The sequence below is a fragment of the Janthinobacterium sp. 61 genome, assembly GCF_002846335.1.
Classification (GTDB): Bacteria; Pseudomonadota; Gammaproteobacteria; order Burkholderiales; family Burkholderiaceae_D; genus Janthinobacterium.
Window position 1 is genome coordinate 4,626,454 of sequence record NZ_PJMQ01000001.1, and the last position, 20,373, is coordinate 4,646,826.

At 63.9% G+C, this 20,373-nt stretch carries 21 protein-coding genes; 15 read left to right on the plus strand and 6 right to left on the minus strand.

Features of this window, described 5'->3' with window-relative positions; all coding sequences use genetic code 11:
* Positions 1 to 30 precede the first annotated feature (30 nt).
* From CLU92_RS20955 to CLU92_RS20970, 4 genes are all read right to left on the minus strand, one after another.
* Positions 31 to 1,296 (minus strand): DUF6445 family protein, encoded by a 1,266-nt coding sequence (locus CLU92_RS20955; protein ID WP_101483459.1) that lies wholly within the window; start codon positions 1,294 to 1,296, stop codon positions 31 to 33.
* Between the two features lie 52 nt (positions 1,297 to 1,348).
* On the minus strand, positions 1,349 to 2,092 hold the full coding sequence (locus CLU92_RS20960; protein WP_101483460.1) for a hypothetical protein: 744 nt from the start codon (positions 2,090 to 2,092) through the stop codon (positions 1,349 to 1,351).
* 40 nt (positions 2,093 to 2,132) lie between these two features.
* Positions 2,133 to 2,957, minus strand: coding sequence for a hypothetical protein (locus CLU92_RS20965; RefSeq protein WP_143452633.1), 825 nt, complete (start codon positions 2,955 to 2,957; stop codon positions 2,133 to 2,135).
* A 75-nt stretch (positions 2,958 to 3,032) separates the two neighbouring features.
* Positions 3,033 to 4,445, minus strand: coding sequence for a caspase family protein (locus CLU92_RS20970; RefSeq protein ID WP_101483462.1), 1,413 nt, complete (start codon positions 4,443 to 4,445; stop codon positions 3,033 to 3,035).
* Positions 4,446 to 4,632: 187 nt separating this feature from the next.
* Between CLU92_RS20970 and CLU92_RS20975 the strand changes: the two genes are divergently transcribed.
* The 13 genes from CLU92_RS20975 (at position 4,633) to CLU92_RS21035 (ending at position 17,729) form a co-directional block, all read left to right on the plus strand.
* Positions 4,633 to 5,397 carry a hypothetical protein gene (locus CLU92_RS20975; RefSeq protein ID WP_133988906.1) on the plus strand — a complete coding sequence of 255 codons (765 nt, stop codon included), beginning with the start codon at positions 4,633 to 4,635 and terminating at the stop codon, positions 5,395 to 5,397.
* The gene (locus CLU92_RS20980; protein WP_101483464.1) at positions 5,394 to 6,416 is read left to right on the plus strand and encodes a hypothetical protein; all 1,023 of its coding nucleotides are present in this window, start codon (positions 5,394 to 5,396) and stop codon (positions 6,414 to 6,416) included. The genes CLU92_RS20975 and CLU92_RS20980 overlap by 4 nt, the downstream gene beginning before the upstream one ends.
* A gap of 28 nt (positions 6,417 to 6,444) precedes the next feature.
* Positions 6,445 to 7,302: a hypothetical protein gene (locus CLU92_RS20985; protein ID WP_101483465.1), complete on the plus strand. Its 858-nt coding sequence runs from the start codon at positions 6,445 to 6,447 to the stop codon at positions 7,300 to 7,302.
* A gap of 1 nt (position 7,303) precedes the next feature.
* Positions 7,304 to 8,944: a hypothetical protein gene (locus CLU92_RS20990; protein WP_243857887.1), complete on the plus strand. Its 1,641-nt coding sequence runs from the start codon at positions 7,304 to 7,306 to the stop codon at positions 8,942 to 8,944.
* On the plus strand, positions 8,919 to 9,830 hold the full coding sequence (locus CLU92_RS20995; protein WP_101483466.1) for a glycerophosphodiester phosphodiesterase family protein: 912 nt from the start codon (positions 8,919 to 8,921) through the stop codon (positions 9,828 to 9,830). Before CLU92_RS20990 ends, CLU92_RS20995 begins: the two co-directional genes overlap by 26 nt.
* 27 nt (positions 9,831 to 9,857) lie before the next feature.
* A complete protein-coding gene (locus CLU92_RS21000) occupies positions 9,858 to 10,445 on the plus strand; it encodes a hypothetical protein (RefSeq protein WP_101483467.1) in 588 nt (195 codons plus the stop codon).
* A gap of 137 nt (positions 10,446 to 10,582) precedes the next feature.
* Complete coding sequence (locus tag CLU92_RS21005; RefSeq protein WP_180338552.1) at positions 10,583 to 11,608, plus strand: LacI family DNA-binding transcriptional regulator; 1,026 nt, start codon at positions 10,583 to 10,585, stop codon at positions 11,606 to 11,608.
* A complete protein-coding gene (locus CLU92_RS21010; RefSeq protein ID WP_101483469.1) occupies positions 11,608 to 13,095 on the plus strand; it encodes a sugar ABC transporter ATP-binding protein in 1,488 nt (495 codons plus the stop codon). The genes CLU92_RS21005 and CLU92_RS21010 overlap by 1 nt, the downstream gene beginning before the upstream one ends.
* On the plus strand, positions 13,076 to 14,095 hold the full coding sequence (locus tag CLU92_RS21015; RefSeq protein WP_101483470.1) for an ABC transporter permease: 1,020 nt from the start codon (positions 13,076 to 13,078) through the stop codon (positions 14,093 to 14,095). Before CLU92_RS21010 ends, CLU92_RS21015 begins: the two co-directional genes overlap by 20 nt.
* 88 nt (positions 14,096 to 14,183) lie before the next feature.
* Positions 14,184 to 15,119 (plus strand): substrate-binding domain-containing protein, encoded by a 936-nt coding sequence (locus CLU92_RS21020; RefSeq protein WP_257562652.1) that lies wholly within the window; start codon positions 14,184 to 14,186, stop codon positions 15,117 to 15,119.
* A 93-nt stretch (positions 15,120 to 15,212) separates the two neighbouring features.
* Positions 15,213 to 16,265 carry a sugar phosphate isomerase/epimerase gene (locus tag CLU92_RS21025; protein WP_101483472.1) on the plus strand — a complete coding sequence of 351 codons (1,053 nt, stop codon included), beginning with the start codon at positions 15,213 to 15,215 and terminating at the stop codon, positions 16,263 to 16,265.
* A 9-nt stretch (positions 16,266 to 16,274) separates the two neighbouring features.
* Positions 16,275 to 17,426: a Gfo/Idh/MocA family protein gene (locus CLU92_RS21030; RefSeq protein WP_257561138.1), complete on the plus strand. Its 1,152-nt coding sequence runs from the start codon at positions 16,275 to 16,277 to the stop codon at positions 17,424 to 17,426.
* Positions 17,427 to 17,435: 9 nt separating this feature from the next.
* A complete protein-coding gene (locus CLU92_RS21035; RefSeq protein ID WP_101483474.1) occupies positions 17,436 to 17,729 on the plus strand; it encodes a 2Fe-2S iron-sulfur cluster-binding protein in 294 nt (97 codons plus the stop codon).
* Between the two features lie 163 nt (positions 17,730 to 17,892).
* Here CLU92_RS21035 and CLU92_RS21040 read toward each other — a convergent pair whose 3' ends face one another.
* Positions 17,893 to 18,204 carry a hypothetical protein gene (locus tag CLU92_RS21040; protein ID WP_070258491.1) on the minus strand — a complete coding sequence of 104 codons (312 nt, stop codon included), beginning with the start codon at positions 18,202 to 18,204 and terminating at the stop codon, positions 17,893 to 17,895.
* Between the two features lie 102 nt (positions 18,205 to 18,306).
* Between CLU92_RS21040 and CLU92_RS21045 the strand changes: the two genes are divergently transcribed.
* Positions 18,307 to 18,576, plus strand: a complete 270-nt coding sequence (locus CLU92_RS21045; protein ID WP_101483475.1) for a MoaD/ThiS family protein — start codon at positions 18,307 to 18,309, stop codon at positions 18,574 to 18,576.
* 14 nt (positions 18,577 to 18,590) lie between these two features.
* The gene (locus CLU92_RS21050; RefSeq protein WP_101484807.1) at positions 18,591 to 19,688 is read left to right on the plus strand and encodes a sialidase; all 1,098 of its coding nucleotides are present in this window, start codon (positions 18,591 to 18,593) and stop codon (positions 19,686 to 19,688) included.
* Here the strand turns inward: CLU92_RS21050 and CLU92_RS21055 are convergent.
* Positions 19,661 to 20,284, minus strand: a complete 624-nt coding sequence (locus tag CLU92_RS21055) for a TetR/AcrR family transcriptional regulator (RefSeq protein ID WP_101483476.1) — start codon at positions 20,282 to 20,284, stop codon at positions 19,661 to 19,663. The genes CLU92_RS21050 and CLU92_RS21055 overlap by 28 nt on opposite strands.
* Between the last annotated feature and the right edge of the window lie 89 nt (positions 20,285 to 20,373).

The window sequence follows — 20,373 nt, forward strand, 5'->3', positions numbered from 1 at the left end:
GCGTAATCCGACAACACCGGCGCAGCATGCTTAATCGGGCACTTCAAAAAAGAACAGCTGCACCAATCGCCCATTCTCCGGCGTGTCGCCAAACACATTGCTGATCGAGTGAAAGTAATGGCCCTTGTAGACGATCAGGCGGTTGTGGCGCATGGGTATTTGCAGCAGCGCTTGCCAACTGTCGCGCTGTTCCTGCAAGTCGTTGAATTTCTGCACTTTACTGTTTGGCAGCCAGCGCTTCTGGAAATCCTTGAAGCTGGCGTAGCCGCCCGCCTTGACGTCCGCCTCGGGCAAGCGCCGATACCAGCCGCTGGGCTGGTGGCGCCAGAAGGTGGTGCCGCCCTGGCACTGCTCGGGCGGGTTCAAATACAGCACGCCCGCATAGAAATTGAAATTATTCCCCGTCTCGTTGTCCACATGGATATCCGTGCGCGCCATCGCGTCCGCATAGCTGAGGCGGTAGGAGCCATTGTCGGGCGAAATGAAACGGATGGGGCGGTCCAGCGCTGTGGCGATGCGTTCCATGATGGCTTGGCAAGGCTGGCCCGCCGTCTGGCTGCCCGGATAGTTCTGTCCCGCATAGCGCTGCTGCTCAAATGGTAAAGCCAGCGCTTGCGCGCGCCAGGCGGCCGGATCAGGCAGGAAATCGTCGAGGATGTGCAAGTCCGTTTCGCGCAGGAAGTCCTGCAGCGATGGCGCGGCATCGATCGGTGTCAACGTTTCCGCGTGGTCCGCTTGCGGACTGGCAAAGCCGATGCTGCATATTTGCGCCAGCGCCGGGTGCAGCGCGATACCCTGCGCATAGCGGGCCAGCGCCAGTTCCTGCTGGCCCGTGCGGTAATACATCTCGGCCAGCCCCTGCAGGTTTTGCCAGCGTTCGGGACGCAAGGCATGGGCGCGTTCGAGTTCCACGATGGCTTCGGGCAGGCGCAGCTTGGAAAGCAGCAATTCGGAATGCACGATGGCGAAATCGTGTTCGTGCGGCGCCAGCCGCGCCGCCGTGGCGTAGCTGGCCAGCGCCGCTTCGCTATCCGTACCGCGCAACACATTGCCCAGGTTGTAGTGGAACAGGGCATTGTCGGGTTGTTGCTTGAGCGACAGTTTCAGCAAGCCCAGGCCAATGGTGGCCTGGCCCAGTTCCAGCATGGCCAGGCCCTGGAAATGCTGGGCTTCCACCAGGGCCTGGTCCAGTTTATAGGCGGCTTGGTAGGCATTGATCGCTTCAATCAGCTTGCCCGCCTGGTGCAGCCGTTGCCCGTTTGCCAGATGTTGTTCCGCCAGTGTCTGTTCGCCCATGTCCCGATCCCGATGCAATGTGGCGAACAGTGTAACGCAAAGGCCCCGGTGCTTACAGCGCTTGCTGCACAGGAATTTCCTGCCCGTTCAGCTTGATCGCCACCTTGACGATCTGCGCCTTGACCTGGTTACTGGCCATGTCCGCTTCCTGGGCGTAGGCATACACGATGATGGCGAAGTCCTTGTAGCCGCTGCGCGCCGCCTCGATCTTGCGCGCCGCCTCCTGGTTCACTTTCAGCAGCGAGTAGCCGTCGCCATTCGTGAACGCCAGCTTGTAGTCGCCGTTGTCGTACATGTAGTAATACGTGCCCGCTTCGGCGAATTTGGCGGGGAAGGCGGCCTTGTCCATGGCATACGGCGACAGCGCGCCCTGGCCATTGATCTGGTAGCGCAGGTAGCGTTTGGTTTTCGCTTCGCTGACCTTGGCGTCGATCTGCGGTTTCAGCGCGTCGAGCACTTCCTGCTTGCGGAAGGCGTCGTTGCTGCCCGCATATTCGCGCGAGACGCGCTGCGCCACGGCCGCATAGTCGGGCGGTACGCCGGACAGGGCGATGTAGCTGTACATCAACTGGTTGCCGCTGCTGATGTCGACATAGCTGGCGCTTGGCGTGGCAGTGTCCGCTTGTGGCAGGCTGGCGGCAGCCGCCTTGACTTGCGCCTTGGCGGCCAGGTCGGCCACGCTGGTGGCGGGTGCTGCGACGGTCGGTGTGGCGTTATTGTGCTCGGTCTTGCCGCAGGCGGACAGGATCAGGGCGATGGCGAGCAGGGCGGGCAGGGTGCGCAGGGTAGCTTGCATGATATTTCCTTCAGGATGAGTGTGCGGGAGGTTGTCGGGATTAGCCGATGGTCTTGCGTTTGTACTCGCCGACGCCGTAAGCGGCCAGGACGATGGAAGAGGCCAGCACCAGGTAAAAACCGATGCCGAAGGACAAGCCTTGCCACACTTGTCCCAGCATTTCGCTGGCCATCTGCTCGGCCATGCGGGCCGCGCGGCTACCCATGATGCCGCCCATGGCGTTGCCCGCATCGCTGACGGCGCCCTTGATTTTGATGAACAGCAAGCTGCTGTGGATGACGACGAACAGCAGCGGCGCGCACTTGCCCAGCGCCGCTTTCGGGTGGCTGCTGGCCATGGTGGCGCAGCAGCCGGCAATGGCCAGCAGGAAGAAAAATTGTGCGGAAGTAAAACCGCCGCCGCCATCGCGGGCGAAGCTTTCCAGGCTGTCGGCGGACAGGCCCAGCAACTGCCAATAGGTGCGCGAGACGGAAGCGAACAAACGGATGCCGATGGTGTTGAAGACAAAGGCGCCGGCGATCAATACACCCAGGCTGGCCAGCACCTTGATGCCCAGGGCCGCGACGGCCTGGCCCCACAGTTGCTGACCCTTGTCGCGCGCCAGTTTCGCCGCGCCGGCCATCTCTTCCTGCGCCAGTTGCTGCGTCGCCACGGCGCTGACGGTGACGAGGCTGCCCGCGTCATCGAAGCGCACGTCGACGACGGCGTTGATGGCGGGCGCCACGTCCGAGCGCCAGTGCGTGGCCACGTCGAAAACATGCTGAATGCCGGCCACGCTGACGGAACCTTGTCCGCTTGTTTGGTAGGCGAGGATGCGGCCCCGTTGGCCGGTGGTCATGGTTGCTGCTGGGATCGATGTTTGCATGGGATTTCCCTGGTCACTGTCATGCTGTATTGCATGTACCCACGGATAACGGGGGCAGTTCAGGGAAATCTAAAATTATTTTGAGTTATTTTTTTGCGGCTGCATCAAGTCCTTGGCGGCGCCCTGGTAATCCTTCATCAAGCCCATGAAGGCGTCCTGCAAATGGCGGGCCGCTTCCTGCGGCGGCGCGCCCGTGCGCCGTGCCAGGTCGAATTTATAAGCGTGCGCGGCCGTGTAGCCCGCTTGCGAGGCGGCGTCCAGCAGCACGCCGGCCCGTTTCAAGGATGCCGGGTCGCCCTTGACCATCAGCAATTCGGCCAGATAGGTCTGGGCGATGGGAAAATCTTTTGCTGCCGCCTTTTCCAGCCACTGCATGCCCGCCTTCGGCTGTTTGATGCCGGCATCGCCGCCGCCGATGCCATAGCCGAGCGCCGTCAGCGCCACCAGGTCGCCGCCCCGCGCGCGTTTTTCCAGCTGCTGGCGGGGAAATGGCCGCGCCGCGACCTGCATGCGGATTTCATAGTTGATGTCCTGTAATACATTGCCTGGCCACACTTTCGCGCCCGAAGCAGTGGTCGCGGCTGGCTGGGCGGCTGGCGCCGGCGCCGGGAGGGGAGCGCGCATGCCGCTGTTGCCGGAAGCCTGCACGCCTGGCACCGGCGGGCTGACACCCTTGCCGCTGCCCATGTTCAGCACCAGGCGCGCCGACGTTTCGCCGAACGAGACGCGGGGCTTTTGCACATCGTGCGTCATGGCCGCCACCCTGGCCGCCACTTGCGAGAACACATCGCCCATCGGCAAGCCCGGGGCATCGAGCGCGTCGAGCAGGGCGCTCGTGTAGGGGCTGTTGCGCGAATCGGGCGACCAGAAATCGCGGGCCAGGGCGCCCGGTCCCGCCGAATAGGCGATCACCACGCCCCGTGGCGCTTGTGTGTCGGCAAAACCGTGGCTGGCCGCATTGCTGCCACCGGGCACGGGCACCATTGCACCGCCGCGCGTATATTCCTGGCGGCAAGCGTCGAGGATCAGCACGGCGCCGCGCGCGCCCGTGCGCTGCAAATCGCCCGCCAGGCTGGAAACGGACACGCCCTGTGCGGCAATCGCGGCGGCGCTGAGCGCATTCATGTTGGCGCCCAGCGGCAGCACGTAATTGGCTTCGCCCGCCTGCGCGCCGTGGCCCGCGTAAAACACGAGGGCGATATCGGCGCCGCGCGCCTGCGTGGAAAACTCGGCCGACGCTTTTTGCAGCTGCGCCGCATTGATGTCCGTGCGCAGCAGTACTTCAAAGCCCAGGCGGCGCAGGCGTTCGGCCATGGCGCGCGCATCGTTCACGGGATTCAATAGCGGCTGCGGATAGGCCGCATTGCCGATCACCAGGGCGATGCGCTTGCCGGGAGACGCTTGCACAGGCGCTGGCGCGGCAGCGTGCGCTACCTTGCTGCCCAGCAAAAAGAACAGGCTCAAGAACAGGAGAATCAGGCGATGCATGGGCGTCTCGGGAATTGTCGTGAAAGTAACAAAAGTTAGCGATTTTTACTGTGATATGCGAAAATTGCTTAAATGCATTTTACCTTACTGACAAGTTTCTCTTGTCTGGCCAGCGCATTGCTTGATTGCCGGTGCGCTTCGCCGCCGGCCAGTGGCGCGTGCCGCCCAACACACGATCGGACCGGCTGTGCAATCGGAACAATTTGAACGGATTCATGCTTTCTGGACCCGCCGCCCGCAGTTGACGCAAGGCGAACTGGGCGAGTTTTACCAGCGCGTCATCGCCGCGTTGACGCCGTGCCGCCCGCGCGAGGCGGCGTCGCTGGGCGATTCCCTGGCTGATTTGCGCCACCAGTTTTTCATTGAAAAAGTCCTGCACAGCGATAGCGACGCCGCGCCCCATCACGTGGGCGCTCTGTTTTTATACTTCAAGCGCTTCATCATCGACCAGCTGCGCAAGCAGCGCGATGACGAAGATGCCGATGCGCAAGAGGGCTGCGAGCTGCGCGCGCCCGACGCCTATGCCGAACCGCTGCGCGACTACCAGCTCACGCCGCAGCAAGTGCGCGTAGCGGCCGACGGTTTTATCACCACCTTGCCGCAGGATTTGATCTTGCTGCTGCGCCATTGTGGCTGCGGCGGCATGCCTGTCAAGGAATTGGCCGAGCAGATCGCTTCCGCGCATTACCACGGCGGCAAGCTGGGCCTGGTGCACAGGCAGAAGGGCGATAGCCTCAGCGCGGGACGCCAGATCGTCGAACCGGCCCACCGCTCTACCCTGCTGGGCAACTGGGTCTTGACCCTGCTCAAGCTGCGCGTGGGTGATGCCTTGACCGCGCGCGATATGCAGGCGGCGCAAATAGTTTTGGATATCTTGTGCGTGGCCGCGTTATCCCTGCACCTGGACCCCGCGTCCACCCACCCGAGCACTGATGAAAGGCCACCGGCATGACTGCATTGACGCCCACACTGGCCATCGTTGCCGCGCGCCTGCCATCTCCCCCATCTTCCGCCGAAATGCTGGACGCGGAGGTGAGCGGCGATACTCCCGACTGGCGCGGCATTGCCGTGCCGGAATACCTGCTGCAGCGTTTCGCGCGCCGCAGTGATGCCGCGCCGCTGGCCGCGCGGCCCATCGCCGGCGGACAGATTCACTTGCTGGCGCGCCGCCCCGGCTTTGGCGCCGTGCTGCTCGATGCCTGGGACAGCTCGCGGCAGCGCTGGCGAGGCTGGCTCGTCACGCCCGACACAGCGTATGCGGATGCCTGCGGCCTGGTGGTCGAGGAGCGCGACGCGCCCGCCGACCCCCGGGCGGGGCTGGTGTTGTGCGACATGCCCGTGACCCTGGACGTGACGGACCTGGGCGCCTGCCTGGGCGTGTTCAGCCAGGAGCGCCTGCAGGCGGCGCGCTGGCTGGAAACGCATGGCCGCGCCAATGCCGCCACGGCGGCGCCCGGCGTGATCGCCCGCGTGGCCTTGCCCGGCGACGACTATGTGCTGACGGGCACGCCCTTGTCGAGCGAGCTGGGCAAGGATGGCCGCGTGGCTTACCGGCAATTGCTCCGCCAGGGGCTGCAGCAGTTGCAGATCGCTACCGCCGATGCCACCGCGCCACAGCTAAAGACCCCGGTGAAGGCGGCAAATTCAAACCGCTGGCTGAAGCTCGTCACGGCCTTGGCCGCCAGCGTGATGGTGGTGCAATCTGCGTGGCTGTTCCTGCCGAAAGAGAATGCTGTCGTCGGCAATGCGGAATTCCGCAGCGGCAGTGGCGTCGAGACGGGTGTGCGCACGCGCGTGCTGTTCCGTGCCGAGGCAACAGAGGCGGAAATCCGCACCTGGCTGCAACGCGAGCAACTGGAAATCGTTGCCGGCCCGGACACCCTGGGCGCCTACACCCTGCTGTCGCGCGACCGCCAGAAAGTCTTGCCGCCGCCAGGCCCGGGCAATCCCCTGGCCGTGATCAATCCCTGAATTCAGAAATTAGAGAAAGTTATCCAGCATGACAACGTATAAGAATTTTCTATCTACTCATGGGCGCAAGCTGGCCCTGGGTCTGGCTGCTGGCCTCCTGTTGACGGGCTGCGCCATGACGCCGAATGGCCGTGGCGGCGTGATGGTGGGCCTGGATACTGCCGAGTTGTTCGGCACGCCGATTTCCACCTTCCGTCTGCGCGACGGCATGGAAGGCACCTTGCGCAAGGACCCGCAAGGCAAGTATTCGATCAAACTGTCGCAGGCGTTTCGCGTCGTGCCGCTGGCCAACGCCATCACGGCCCGCGTGGCGAGGGTGGAAAACGTGGGCGAGCGTACCGTGGTGATCGTGGAAACGCAGGAGCGCGGCTGCGCCTACCGCTATGAAGTGCTGGCCTTCCAGGGAACGGACGTGCTGCAGTGGACGGTAGGCAATTGCAAGGACCGCCCCCGCGTGGAACTGGCGGCGGACGCGAAATCGCTGAATATCGATTTTCCCAACTACAACCGCTTGTCGCGCATGATTTACACGGACAACCGCCTGCTCAACGCCAGCGTGGCCGTGCCGCCCGGCGTCGATACGCGCGCCCAGCCGTTTGCCGACGATGCCTTGCGCGCCACAGGCCCGGCGTTGGCCACCGTGCCGGGCAATGACAGCGGCCGCGTGATCCCTGCGCCACCGGCTGCCACCCCGGCACCCGCTGGCGCGCCGAAAGCGGGCAGCCGCGCCAGCGCCAAGCCGCGCCGCCAGGAGGTCCAGGCCAGGGCGGCGGCGCCCGCCGCCATCAGCCTGCCCGCGCCGCGTACCGCCACTTCTGCGCAGGCGGCGCCGATGATCTTCCAGGCCGAAGAGATCAAGCCCGTCGTCATCGATTTGAGGAAATAAGATGGCCGCGAGTTTGCGCAGTCTGCAGATCCGGCAGACCTTGATCCTGATCGTCCTGACGATCATTTACCTGTGCTTCGAGCTGGGCTTCAATGCCCGTTTGCTCGACGTGGTGGGCGGCGACGTCAAGCCGCACGACGTGGAGGGCGTGGAATTTTATGGCCGCAGCCTGTCGGGCATCGCCGCCGCGCTGGTGGTGCTGCAGCTGATGTGGCGCCGCCGCCTGAAGAACAATGGAAGCGGCCCCAGCTGGAAAAAAATCATCTTTTGCTGCATCGCCACGGCTGCGGTCGTGTTCGGCATTTTGAAGACCACGGTCACGGTGCTGGTTGAAACACGCGACGCGCAATTTCGCCGCCTGGCCTTCAACACCACCCTGATGCAGCGCTCACTGGTGGGCGGCAGCTTGCAATTGCAGGGCCTGGTAGATGATCCCACCCTGTTTGCCAAGCCCGAAGGCAAGGCCTTCCTGGCCCTGTTCCCCTTCCTGGCAGTGTCGGTCGGCCATCTCGACGAGCGCATGGAACCCGCCAAGGAGCAGTTGATCAATTTCAACGTCCGCAAGATCGCTGGCGGCGCGGCCGGGTATTACGAAAAGTACCAGCAGGCGATCGGCGAAGTGCGCGACAAGTGGAAATTGTATTCGGGCATGATTCCCGATGACGATGCGGGCTTGCGCCAGCAGCAGGAATCGGCATGGAGCGATTACCGGCAAAGCCTGTCGCGCCATGGCTGGCAACCGGAGTCGGTGCCGGCGCGCCGGCGCGCGGCCGTGGTCAATAATGTGCGAAAGAAAGTGCCGGTATCGGCCAACTGGCACCCGGCCGACCAGATATCGTTCCGCCTGGCAGTCAAGCGCCGCTATGCGTCGGAAGCGGCCAGCAAGGGCTTGAGCATCAAGGGCGAGCGTATTCCGCCTGGCTTGTCCTTCCCCGCCTTCGTGGCGCGCCCCGGCATCCAGGCCGTCTTGCGCGACGGGCCGGACGGCGGCGACGGCAGCGAAGCGAGCAAGGGTTTGCGGCTGCCCAAAGGCGCCGTGGTGCAAGACGCGTATGCGAGCCCTGCCGAGTTCAGCCGGTTGTTCGACCAGTTCGCCGCGCGCCAGACGGCGGAGAAACTGGTGGAGTACCGCGCCAGCCGCAATGACTTTGAAGTGGGCGGCAAGTACTTTGACGAAGGCAAGGAAGCGGCGCGCGCGGCCATCGTGCCGCCAGTGGCCCTGTTTTTCTCCTTGCTGGGCGCCATCGGCCACTTCTCGAAACTGCTGTACCTGATCGCCACGGTGGGCTTGCTGGTGCTGGCGGCGCGTCGGGGCGAGCAGGCGGGCGCCGATGGCCAGCTGAGCCGTCGTTCCGCCTGGATCGCCACGGGCGTGCTGGCCGGCGCCTTCCTGGGAACCTGGGGCATCTTCAGCCTCTCGGACAATAATGTCACGAAGAGCGAGCTGTTTCGCCAGATGCTGGACTGGAACCGCCAGGCGGCTGACGACAGCACGCGCTGGCAAATCGCCGGCAAGGGCTTGCTGGCCAATATCACGCACGTCGTGGCGGTGGGGCAGGGTTACAGCTACCCCGTCAACGAAGCCATCCGCATCCACGTTTTGCAGGGAGTTCATTATGGTTATCATCCGGGACAAAAATAAGGCGGCCGCACTGGCGCTGCTGCTCTGCATGGCCAGCACGGCTGTACAGGCCGACTGCCTGGGCATGAAGGTACACGCTCACCGCGGCGCGGGCAATGCGCCGGAAAACTCGCTGAGCGCGCTGCGCAACACGTATTTCGGCACTTGGGACGGCGTCGAGACGGATTTGCAGCTGCTGGGCGACGGCAGCTGGGTGGTGCACCACGATCTGTTGACGGGGAGAGTCGTCGACACGGGATCACCGCGTACCGTGAAGCAATTGACGGCCGACGACTGGCGCGCCGCCAGCATGAAGAACCGCGGCGTGCTGACGGCGGAAACGCCGCCCTTCGTCAGCGATATCGCCGACCTGGCGACGGCGTTCCCGGCCAAAACCCTGAACGCGGAAATCAAGGATGTCGTGTCGTCGTGCGCGCCGATTGCCACCCTGGTGGGGCAGTTGCGTGCAAACATCAAGCATGGCAACTGGTTTCTCACTTCGGGCGTGCCGAACAACCTCGCCTGCGCGCGCCGCGCCGATCCGCAGGGCTACTTGGGCCTGCTCGTGTTTGACGCGCGCAACGCGCAGGCGGCCGGCGCGAACCGGGTCAGCCGCTATATCGCGAAAAATGCCCGCCCGCCCAAGCTCGACAAGCCGTGGCTGCAGCGCGTGCAGCAGCAGATCGGCATGCCCGCCGGCGTGCACGTGGATGCGCGCAGCCTCGATGCCAATCCGAATTTGCTGATGGACGCCGCCAGCCTGAACATGCCCGTCTTCGTCTACGCCGTCGATGGCGACTCGGCCCTGGCCGCGTCCTTGCTGCGTGCCCAGCAGCGCAGCCACCGCTGGCCCAGCGGCGTCATTCTTGACGGCAATCCAGAAACGTTTTGCGCGATGATGAAGTAATCACGTTATGTGCCGGGAGACCCCGCCTTGATCCTGCCTCAGCCCGACCGTGCCGCCGCGCTTGCCCGTAGCGCCATCGGCGCCATGTTCTTTTCCCTGTTTGGCGGCCTGTGGGTGGCCGCCTGGTGCGTGCAGACGTACGGTGCGCATCCCTTAAGGTTGCTGCCGGTTGCCGGCATCACCGTCTTGCTGTTCATGCTGGCGTGGCGCCAGTTTCGCCGCCACCGCGCCGCGCATGCGGCGGCGGAACAATCGCCGGAGGCAAAACGCGTGGGCCGGCTGTTCCATATCGTGAATGCGGGGCAGTGGATTGCCATCTTCATCGTCGGCAACGTCTTGAAAAACCTGGGGCTGCAGGCGTGGTTCATTCCCGCCGTCATTTTGATCGTGGGTCTGCATTTCTTCCCGCTGGCCTGGCTGTTCAAGGCACGCCGCCACCTGGCGATCGGCATGGCGCTGTGCGTGTGGGCCATCGGCTATCCGCTCACCTTGCGCCACGGCCCCATCCATCCCGTCGGCTGCCTGGGCGCCGGCCTGATCCTGTGGGTGGCGGCTCTTTCTGCCGTGCGTGCCGGTTTTGCCGTGCAGCAGAGCGCGGGGCAAGCCCAGAAATAGCAGCTTGCGACGGCCCGCGCAGGGCCGTTTTTGTAGACTTTCCTGCCTGTTTTTTGCGCATTGCAGCATCGATAATGTTTGCATCAGGCGGCGTGCTGGCATATAAATGTAATCGATTACATTTATTTGAAAACCCCATGCCGCCAGTCGCTCCATCCCCTTTGCCGACAGAAACCGTCTCCATCAGCGCCGTTGCCGCGCATGCCGGGGTGTCGGTGGCCACCGTTTCGCGCGTGATGAACGAGCAGGCCGGAGTGCGGGCGCCCACGCGCGACAAGGTGCTCGCTTCCGTGGCCGCGCTGGGCTACCGCATGAACCATCTGGCGCGCAGCCTGCGCACGGCCGAGAGCCGCATGTTGCTGACCATGGTGCCCGACGTGGGCAATCCCTTCTATGCGCAGATCGTGCGCGGCATCGACACGGTGGCGCGCGAACACGGCTACTTCGTGCTGCTGTGCGACACGGGCGCCGATGCGGGCCGCGAGCGCTCGTATTTCGACTTGCTGCGCATGCACCGCGCCGATGGCGCCATCTGCCTGGATCCGGACACGGTGCAGCATGCCCTGTCGCATGAATCCATCAGCCTGCCCTGGGTGGCGTGTTGTGAGTTCGACCCTGCCGTGGCCGTGCCCTATGTCGGCATCGATAACCACCGGGCCGCGTCGGACGCCGTCGCGCATTTGCTGGCGCGCGGCCACACGCGCATCGGCCTGATCAACTCCGATGAACGCTATCTGTACGCCCGGCAACGCCAGCAAGGCTACCTGGACACTCTGGCGGCCGCCAGCCTGACCGTGCAGCCGGACTGGGTGCACACGGTGCAAAGCCTCGATTACGAAGCGGGCACGGCCGCCACCTTGCGGATGATGGCGCAGCCCGACGCGCCCACGGCCATCTTTGCCGTCTCCGACACCCTGGCCATTGGTGTCTTGAGCGCACTGCGCCAGTTGAACAAGCGGGTGCCGGAAGACGTGGCCGTCATCGGCTTCGACGATATTGCCATCGCCGCGCAGATAGCTCCCGGTCTCACCACCATCGCGCAGCCGATGCGCGAACTGGGCGAGACGGCGGCCCGATTATTGCTGCAGCGCCTGGCCAACCCTGTGGCCAGCGTGCCGGGCGTGCTGCTGCAACACCGATTAATTCTGCGAGGGAGTGCATAGTGAGCGTTGCCGTCGGTTTCGAGGGGGTGTGCAAGGATTTCGGCCCCGTGCGCGTCTTGCATGGCGTCAGTTTTACCTTGTCGCCCGGGCGCGTGTATGGCTTGCTGGGCGAAAACGGCGCAGGCAAGTCGACCCTGATGAAAATCCTCGCCGGCTACGAGAGCGTGAGCGAGGGGCAACTGCTGATCGATGGCCAGCCCCGGCGCTTCGCCAGCTCGCGCGCGGCGGAGAGCGCCGGCATCGTGCTGATCCATCAGGAATTCAACCTGGCCGAGCACCTGACGGTGGCGCAAAACATGTTCCTGGGCCACGAAAAGACGCGCGGCTGGTTGCTCGACGAGGCCGCCATGCGCGAAGAAGCGTCGCGCTATCTGAAGCAGGTGGGCCTGGACGTGTCGCCCGACACGAAAATCCGCGACCTGATCGTGGCTGAAAAGCAGCTGGTGGAAATCGCCAAGGCCCTGTCGCGCCGCGCCCGCTTCCTGATCATGGACGAGCCGACCGCCACCCTGACGTCGTCCGAGACGCAGCGCCTGTTCGCCGTGATGGCCCAGCTGAAAGCGGATGGTGTCACGATTTTGTATATTTCCCACAAGCTCGACGAAGTGGAGCGCAACACGGACGAGGTCATCGTCATGCGCGACGGGCGTTTCGTCACGCGCGAGCCGACGGCCAGCCTGACGCGCCAGCAGATGGCGAACCTGATGGTGGGACGCGAATTGTCCGACATGTTCCCCGCCAAGGTGGCGCTGGCGAAAGAAGCTCCTGTGCTCCTGAAAGTGGACGGCCTGTGCGTTCCCGGCTGGTCGAAAGACCTGTCGTTCGAGGTGCGCGCCGGTGAAGTGCTGGGCTTTGCGGGCCTGGTGGGCGCGGGGCGCACGGAATCGTTCGAGGCACTGCTGGGCTTGCGCCCGCGCAGCGCGGGCAAGATCTTTCTCAATGGCCAGCCCGTGGACATCCGCACGCCCAGGCAAGCCATGCAGCATGGTATGACCTACCTGAGCGAAGATCGCAAGGGCAAGGGCTTGCATGTGAACCTGGGTTTGCGCGAAAACCTCACCATGATGACGATGGAGCGCTATGCGCGGCCCTGGCTCGATGTCAAGGCGGAGAAGCAGGCACTGGCCACGGCCGTCGGGGATTTCAATATCCGCACGGGCGACCTCGACAGCCGAGCGCGCATGCTGTCCGGGGGCAACCAGCAAAAGCTGGCACTGGCCAAATACCTGCATTCGGACCCCAGGGTCGTGGTTTTGGACGAGCCGAGCCGTGGCGTGGACGTGGGCGCCAAGCGCGACATTTACTTTCTGATCCACCGCCTGGCCGCCGAAGGGCGCGCCGTGATCGTGATCTCGTCCGAACTGATTGAATTGATCGGCTTGTGCCACCGTGTGGCGGTGATGCGCGCCGGCACCCTGCAAGCCACCCTGGCTGCTGACCACCTGACTGAAGAGGAGTTGATTGCCCATGCAACCGGCACGCACTGACACCACCGTATCCCCGATTGCCGCCGCCGTTGCCAGCTTTGGCGCGCGCATCAAGGGCTTTGGCCCCGTGCTGGGCCTGCTGGCCCTGTGCATCGCGGGCACCCTGCTCAATGGCGACTTCGCCACCCTGGACAACCTGATGAACGTGCTGACGCGCACGGCCTTCATCGGCATCATCGCCGTGGGCATGACCTTTGTCATCATTTCCGGCGGCATCGACCTGTCCGTGGGCTCCATGGCCGCCCTGATCGCCGGCTGCATGATTTATTTCATGAATGCGCTGGCGCAAGGTGCGGGCGGCAACCTGGCGCCCATCACCATGCTGGTGCTGGGCATCGCCATGGCCCTGGTGCTGGGCGCGGGATTCGGCCTGATGCATGGCTTGTTGATCAGCAAGGGCAATATCGAGCCCTTCATCGTCACCTTGGGAACGCTGGGCATTTTCCGCGCCGTGCTCACTTATCTGGCCGATGGCGGCGCGCTGACCCTGGACGCGACCCTGTCCGAGCTGTACAGCCCCGTCTATTACACGAGCGTGCTGGGCGCGCCGATACCGATCTGGATTTTCCTGTTCGTCGCGGCGGCGGGCGCCATGATCCTCAACCGCACGACGTTTGGCCGCCACGTGCAGGCGATTGGTTCCAACGAGCAAGTGGCGCGCTATGCGGCCATCAATGTCGACAGGGTCAAGGTCGCCACCTACATGCTGCTGGGCGTCTGCGTGGGCATCGCCACGGTGCTGTACGTACCGCGCCTGGGCTCGGCCACGCCCACCACGGGCTTGCTGTGGGAACTGGAAGCGATTGCCGCCGTCGTCGTGGGCGGCACGGCCCTGAAAGGGGGAGAAGGGCGCATCGTCGGCACCGTCATCGGCGCCATCCTTTTGTCTGTGATCAGCAATATCCTGAATTTGACCAGCATCATCAGTGTCTACCTGAATGCCGCAGTGCAAGGCGTGGTGATCATCGCCGTCGCCTTCCTGCAGCGAGGCCGCAAATAAAAACACAGCGGCGTTCTGAAAGGGCAGCCAACGGGCGCCCACAACCTTGGAGGAGAGCAGCATGAAGAGCTTTATACGGGTCGCAGGGATGGCAGTACTGGTGATGCAGGCGTGGGCGCTGCCGAGTGCGCAGGCCGCAGAAAAGCTGGTGGTGGGCGTAGCCATACCCACGGCCACGCACAGTTTTACCTCGGGCATCGTGTGGTGGGCCAACCAGGCCAAGGCGGAGCTGGAAAAAGCCCATCCGGGCCTGAAAATTATCGTCAAGACGGCCGCCACGGCGCCCGAGCAGGCGAATCAGTTGCAGGATATGTTGACGGTGAACAAGATCAACACCCTGGTGATCTTCCCCATCGAGTCGGCGTCCCTGACGCAGCCCGTGGCGCAAGTCAAAAACAAGGGCGTCTATGTGACCGTGGTGGACCGTGGCTTGACGAATACGCAGTCGCAGGATGCGTATATTGCGGGCGACAACACGGCGTTCGGCAAGCTGCCGGCCGAATATCTGGCGAAAAGCCTGAACGGCAAGGGCAATATCGTCGTGCTGCGCGGCATGCCAACCACCCTCGATAACGAACGTTACGATGCGTTTTCTGGCGTGATGAAGGGCCATCCCGAGATCAAGGTCCTGGATGCCAAGTATGGCAACTGGAACCGCGACGATGCCTTCAAGGTCATGCAGGATTATCTGACGCGCTTCAAGCACATCGACGCTGTCTGGGCGGCCGATGACGACATGGCCATCGGCGTGCAGAAGGCCATCGCGCAAGCGAAGCGCACGGACATCAAGCAAGTGTTCGGCGGCGCGGGCGCGAAGGGCGCCGTGAAGAAGATCATGGATGGCTCCGACCCGCTGATCGTGGCTGACGTGTCGTACTCGCCCAAGTTCATGTACGACGCCATCAAGCTGACGACGGAAGCGCGCCTGAAAGGTGATAAATTGCCGGCCAACACGATCATTCCCTCGGTGCTGATCACGCGCGAGAACGCCAAGCAGTTTTACTTTCCGAACTCGCCTTTTTAAATTCTGGGGTCAGACCCCCTCGCCCGCTAGCAATGAACTGCGCGTTAGCGGCATTGAGGGTCTGACCCCGGCTTTAGCTAACAGGACATTGATATGAACACCATCCAGGGCCCGGCCATTTTCCTGGCCCAGTTTCTCGGCGATGAAGCACCGTTCGATTCGCTCGAACACCTGGCGCAATGGGCGGCCGGCCTGGGTTACAAGGGCTTGCAGCTGCCCACGGCGCCGCGCTTGTTTGACCTGGAACAAGCGGCCAACAGCCAGCAGTATTGCGACGACGTGGTCGCCTTGCTGGCGCGCCATGGCTTGCAGGTGACGGAATTGTCGACGCACTTGCAGGGCCAGCTGATCGCCGTGCATCCCGCCTACGACGCCCTGTTCGACGGTTTTGCGCCCGAACACGTGCGTGGCGATAGCACGGCCCGCACGGCCTGGGCCACGCAGCAATTGCTGTGGGCGGCCACCGCCTCGCAACGACTGGGTCTCAAGGCGCACGTGACGTTTTCCGGCGCGCTGGCCTGGCCGTATCTGTACCCGTGGCCGCAGCGCCCGCTGGGACTGGTGGAGACGGCATTCGCGGAACTGGCCAAGCGCTGGCTGCCCATCCTCGATGCGTTTGACGCGGCCGGCGTGGACCTGTGCTATGAGCTGCATCCGGGCGAGGATTTGCATGACGGCGTGACTTTCGAGCGCTTTCTTGCCGCCGTCAACGATCACCCGCGTGCATCGATTTTGTACGACCCCAGTCACTTCGTGTTGCAGCAGCTCGACTATCTCGCCTTTATCGACATTTATCATGCGCGCATCAAGGCCTTCCATGTGAAGGATGCGGAATTCCGGCCCAACGGGCGCCAGGGCGTGTATGGCGGCTATGGCGACTGGCAAGACCGGGCCGGGCGCTTCCGCTCGCTCGGTGACGGGCAGATCGATTTCAAGGCGATCTTTTCCAAGATGGCGCAGTACGACTTCCCCGGCTGGGCCGTGCTGGAATGGGAATGCTGTCTGAAACACCCGGAAGATGGGGCGGCCGAAGGGGCGCGCTTCATTCGCGAACACATCATCCATGTGGCTGAACGCGCTTTCGATGATTTTGCGGGCAGTGCGGTGGACCAGGATCAAATTCATCACTTGCTTGGCTTAAAATAAGGAAAAAACATGCAGCGACGCTTACGGCTGGGCATGGTAGGGGGCGGGCAGGGCGCGTTCATCGGCGCCGTGCACCGCATCGCGGCGCGCATCGACGACCAGTACGGGCTGGTGGCGGGCGCCCTGTCGTCCGACCCGGACCGCGCGCGCGACAGCGGCGCCGCGCTGTACCTGGCGCCCGAACGCTGCTACAGCGATTACCGCGCCATGGCGCAGGCGGAGGCTGCCAGGGCGGACGGTATCGAAGCGGTGGCCATCGTCACGCCCAACCATTTACACGCGCCCGTCGCCATGGCGTTCCTGGAAGCGGGCATCCACGTGATCTGCGACAAACCGCTGGGCATTTCGCTGGCGGAAGGCCAGGCGCTGGCGGCGCTGGCGCAGCAGAAAAATCTGCTGTTTGCGCTCACGCATACCTACAGCGGCTACCCGCTGCTGCGCCATGCGAAAGCCATGGTCGAGGCGGGCGACATCGGCGAGCTGCGTCTCGTGCAGGTCGAGTATTCGCAGGACTGGCTGGCCGACGCCATCGCGGCTGGCGGCATGAGCGAGGGCAACTGGCACAACGACCCGCACAAGGCCGGACCCGGCGGCACCTTGCTCGACGTGGGCTTGCACGCCTATCACCTGGCGCAGTTTGTCAGCGGCTTGACGCCGCACTCCGTGCTGGCGGAACTGTCCACCTTCGTTCCGAATCGCACCCTGGACGACCACGTGCAGGTGATGCTGCGCTATGCGAATGGCGCCAGGGGCACCCTGTGGGCCAGCCAGGTGGCGACGGGCTGTGAAAACACGGTGCGGTTGCGCCTGTTCGGCAGCAAGGCGCAGCTGGACTTTGACCAGGAACAACCGAACGCGCTGTGGTTTACGCCGCAGGGCGGCAACCGCCAGCTGCTGCGCCCCGGGCGGGTCGACAGCGCGGCCGCGCGCCACGCCACGCGCGTGCCGGCCGGTCATCCTGAGGGTTATCTGGAAGCATTCGCACAGCTGTATCTGGATGCCGCCTTGAGCATTCGCGCCTTGCAGGCAGGGGCGCCCATACCGGAGGCGGCGCGCTGGCTGCCTACCGTCAATGATGGCGTGGCGGGCCTGGCCTTTGCCGAAGCCGTGCTGCGCAGCCATGCGGCTGGCGCGCAGTGGACGACCTTGGCCGACTGTTAAACTGGGCTCATGAGCGCACCTTTTACTATCACCATCGTCCCCCAGGGCTGGCAGTTCACAGCCGAAGCAGGCACCACCATACAGGCCGCCGCCGAACTGGCCGGCATCCGCCTGCTCAGTTCCTGCCGCAACGGCACTTGCCGCACCTGCATCTGTCACATGCCCGAGGGAAAAGTGCGCTACACGGTGGACTGGCCCGGCATCAGCCCCGATGAACGGCTCGATGGCTACATCCTGCCCTGCGTGGCCGTGGCCGAAAGCGATGTTTCCCTGCAGGCGCGGGCCGTGCGCACGGGCGCCTGACTTTGAGCCTGTCCCGGTAGATGAATACATCTCCTGCTGGCGCGCCTCGGGAGCGGGGAATGCGTTGCTCGTCGTCGCGTGGCTCGCCACGCGTCCTCCTCACGCCTTGTCCGCGCTCCCGAATACACTGCCAGCAGCAGACGCTCCCTACCGGAATAGGCTCTCACGACGGCTTGCCGCCCTTGAGGCGCTGCAGCAGCGCGTCCACGCTGTCGCTCACGGGCAAGCCGTGGCGACGCAGCAACTGCACGTGCAATACCAGGTTTTCCAGCACCAGCTTGGCCGCCACAGCCAACAGGGCAAGGTTGCGGTCTTCCGGGCTGAAACTTTCCATGGCATCGGCCATCTCGCACAGGTGGTTGGCGATCAGTCCGCGCAATTCCTGCTCGTCGAAAGGCAGATCGGCAAAATCGATGGGATCGGCCACTTCCACTTCCTGCATCAGCACCGCTAGTTCTTCCGGGGTAATCGTCATGCCTGGCCTCCTTGTGTGCTTGCCTCTATTTTAGGCCATGCGCCATTGTATCGTCCGCAAAGCGGACTAGAATGAGTCCAGGCCGATGACGTCGAAGGCAGCATGGCGAACTTGCATTTTACCCAACAATTGGCACGTTTTCTCGACGTCCCCACCGTGGTCGTGGCAGCGCCACGCCTACGCGCCGCCCTGGATGCCGCATTTGCGCAGCAGCCGCGCCTGCGCGGCTACGTGCTCGACGAGCAGGGGGGGTTGCGCCCGAATGTGGTGATCTTCATCGATGGCGCGCGCTGCCGCGAACGGCGCGTGCTTGACGATGCTTTGCAGCCCGACAGCCAGGTGTATATCTTGCAGGCACTTTCAGGAGGTTAATCATGGCACCAGGCATGGCTCAACGCGCGTATCTCGGCACCCGCAAGGGCTTGTTCCAGTTCGATGTCGATGCGGCCGGCGCCTGGCAGCTGGTGCTGGTGCAGTTTGCAGGCGACCCCGTCTCCATGCTGCTGCACGATAGCCGCGACGGCAGCTTGTACGCGGCCCTGAACCTGGGGCACTTCGGCGCCAAGCTGCACCGCCTCGATGTGGGCAGTCGCGCGTGGCAAGAGATCGCCGTGCCCGCCTATCCCGCCAAGCCGGAAGACAGCACCGATACGGTGGACTGGACCTTGCGGCAAATCTGGTCGCTGGCGGCCGGTGGCGCGGACCAGCCCGGTGTGTTGTGGGCGGGCACCCTGCCAGGCGGCCTGTTTCGTTCCAGCGACCGTGGCGACAGCTGGCAACTGGTGGAATCCTTGTGGAACGTGCCGCAGCGGGCGCAGTGGTTTGGCGGTGGCTACGACGTGCCCGGCATCCACAGCATTTGCATCGATCCGCGCGACAGCAATAAAGTGTTGGTCGGCGTGTCCTGCGGCGGCGTCTGGCAAACGGTCGATGGCGGCGCCAGCTGGGCCTTGAGCGCGACGGGCATGCGCGCCGAATACATGCCGCCCGAGCTCGATGAAAACGAAGCCGTGCAAGACCCGCACCGCATCGTGCGCAGCGCCGGCATGCCGGACGCGCTGTGGTGCCAGCACCATAACGGCATCTGGCGTTCGCGCGATGCGGGCTGGCACTGGCAGGAAGTGAGCACGGCGCCGCTGTCGCATTTCGGTTTTGCCGTGGCCGTGCATCCGCGCGATGGCGACACGGCCTGGTTCGTGCCGGCGCAGGCGGACGTGCTGCGCATTCCGCTGGACGGCGCGCTGGCCGTGACGCGCACGCGCGATGGCGGCAAGACGTTTGAGGTATTGCGCACGGGATTGCCGCAGCAGCATTGCTACGACCTCGTGTACCGCCATGGGCTGGCGCTGGCCGACGATGGGCGCAGTTTATTGATGGCGTCGACGACGGGCGGGGCCTGGTATTCCAGCGACGAAGGCGAACATTGGCAGACCATCTCTGCCCACTTGCCACCCGTTTATGCCGTCTGTTTTTCCACGCCGTAGTAGCACAGGAAAATATCGACGGCCAGTTCCGTCACTTCGCGTCGGCGTGCCGGGCCCAGCAGGGGTTCACCCATGGTGATCTGCGGCCAGAAGGCAAAGGTCTTCAGTGGCGACATCAGCAGGTGCGCCACTTCCAGCGTCTCGCCCGCCTTGATGCGCCCATCTTGCTGCGCCGCGCGGATCCAGATATTCAGGCCCGTTTCCTTTTCATTCAGGCGCGCCACCATGGCTCGCGCGCGCTCGGGCGAGTGGATGGTTTCGCCAAAGATCACGCGCGCCAGGTCGATGAAGGCCGCGTCGCACAGCAAGTCCATTTTCTGCTCGACCAGGGCCAGCACCTGCGGGCGCAGCGGCTGGTCGGCGACATAGGGTACGGCAGGCTGGGCCATGCTGCTTTCCCACATGCGCTGCAGGATTTCCGCGAACAACTCGTCCTTGCTGGGGAAATGGTTGTACACGGTGCGCTTGGAAACAGCGGCCGTGGCGGCGATCCTGTCCATGCTGGTCGCGTCAAAACCGTGCTCGCGAAACTCGGCGATGGCGGCATCGACGATGGCGACGCGCTTGCGGTCGGTGAGGCGTTGCGGTGCGGCCATGGCGGGAAATCTCCTTTGAAAACAATATTTTACACCTCTTGGTTTACTTTGCCAGAAATAGGAACTACACTGTGTAGTGTAATTTAATC

Bases quoted from the DNA above. Each gene is read 5' to 3' on its own strand.
- CLU92_RS20955 (WP_101483459.1), bottom strand. From the start codon at position 1,296: ATGGGCGAACAGACACTGGCGGAACAACATCTGGCAAACGGGCAACGG.
- CLU92_RS20960 (WP_101483460.1), bottom strand. From the start codon at position 2,092: ATGCAAGCTACCCTGCGCACCCTGCCCGCCCTGCTCGCCATCGCCCTG.
- CLU92_RS20965 (WP_143452633.1), bottom strand. From the start codon at position 2,957: ATGCAAACATCGATCCCAGCAGCAACCATGACCACCGGCCAACGGGGC.
- CLU92_RS20970 (WP_101483462.1), bottom strand. From the start codon at position 4,445: ATGCATCGCCTGATTCTCCTGTTCTTGAGCCTGTTCTTTTTGCTGGGC.
- CLU92_RS20980 (WP_101483464.1), top strand. From the start codon at position 5,394: ATGACTGCATTGACGCCCACACTGGCCATCGTTGCCGCGCGCCTGCCA.
- CLU92_RS20985 (WP_101483465.1), top strand. From the start codon at position 6,445: ATGACAACGTATAAGAATTTTCTATCTACTCATGGGCGCAAGCTGGCC.
- CLU92_RS20990 (WP_243857887.1), top strand. From the start codon at position 7,304: ATGGCCGCGAGTTTGCGCAGTCTGCAGATCCGGCAGACCTTGATCCTG.
- CLU92_RS20995 (WP_101483466.1), top strand. From the start codon at position 8,919: ATGGTTATCATCCGGGACAAAAATAAGGCGGCCGCACTGGCGCTGCTG.
- CLU92_RS21005 (WP_180338552.1), top strand. From the start codon at position 10,583: ATGCCGCCAGTCGCTCCATCCCCTTTGCCGACAGAAACCGTCTCCATC.
- CLU92_RS21015 (WP_101483470.1), top strand. From the start codon at position 13,076: ATGCAACCGGCACGCACTGACACCACCGTATCCCCGATTGCCGCCGCC.
- CLU92_RS21020 (WP_257562652.1), top strand. From the start codon at position 14,184: ATGGCAGTACTGGTGATGCAGGCGTGGGCGCTGCCGAGTGCGCAGGCC.
- CLU92_RS21025 (WP_101483472.1), top strand. From the start codon at position 15,213: ATGAACACCATCCAGGGCCCGGCCATTTTCCTGGCCCAGTTTCTCGGC.
- CLU92_RS21030 (WP_257561138.1), top strand. From the start codon at position 16,275: ATGCAGCGACGCTTACGGCTGGGCATGGTAGGGGGCGGGCAGGGCGCG.
- CLU92_RS21035 (WP_101483474.1), top strand. From the start codon at position 17,436: ATGAGCGCACCTTTTACTATCACCATCGTCCCCCAGGGCTGGCAGTTC.
- CLU92_RS21040 (WP_070258491.1), bottom strand. From the start codon at position 18,204: ATGACGATTACCCCGGAAGAACTAGCGGTGCTGATGCAGGAAGTGGAA.
- CLU92_RS21045 (WP_101483475.1), top strand. From the start codon at position 18,307: ATGGCGAACTTGCATTTTACCCAACAATTGGCACGTTTTCTCGACGTC.
- CLU92_RS21050 (WP_101484807.1), top strand. From the start codon at position 18,591: ATGGCTCAACGCGCGTATCTCGGCACCCGCAAGGGCTTGTTCCAGTTC.
- CLU92_RS21055 (WP_101483476.1), bottom strand. From the start codon at position 20,284: ATGGCCGCACCGCAACGCCTCACCGACCGCAAGCGCGTCGCCATCGTC.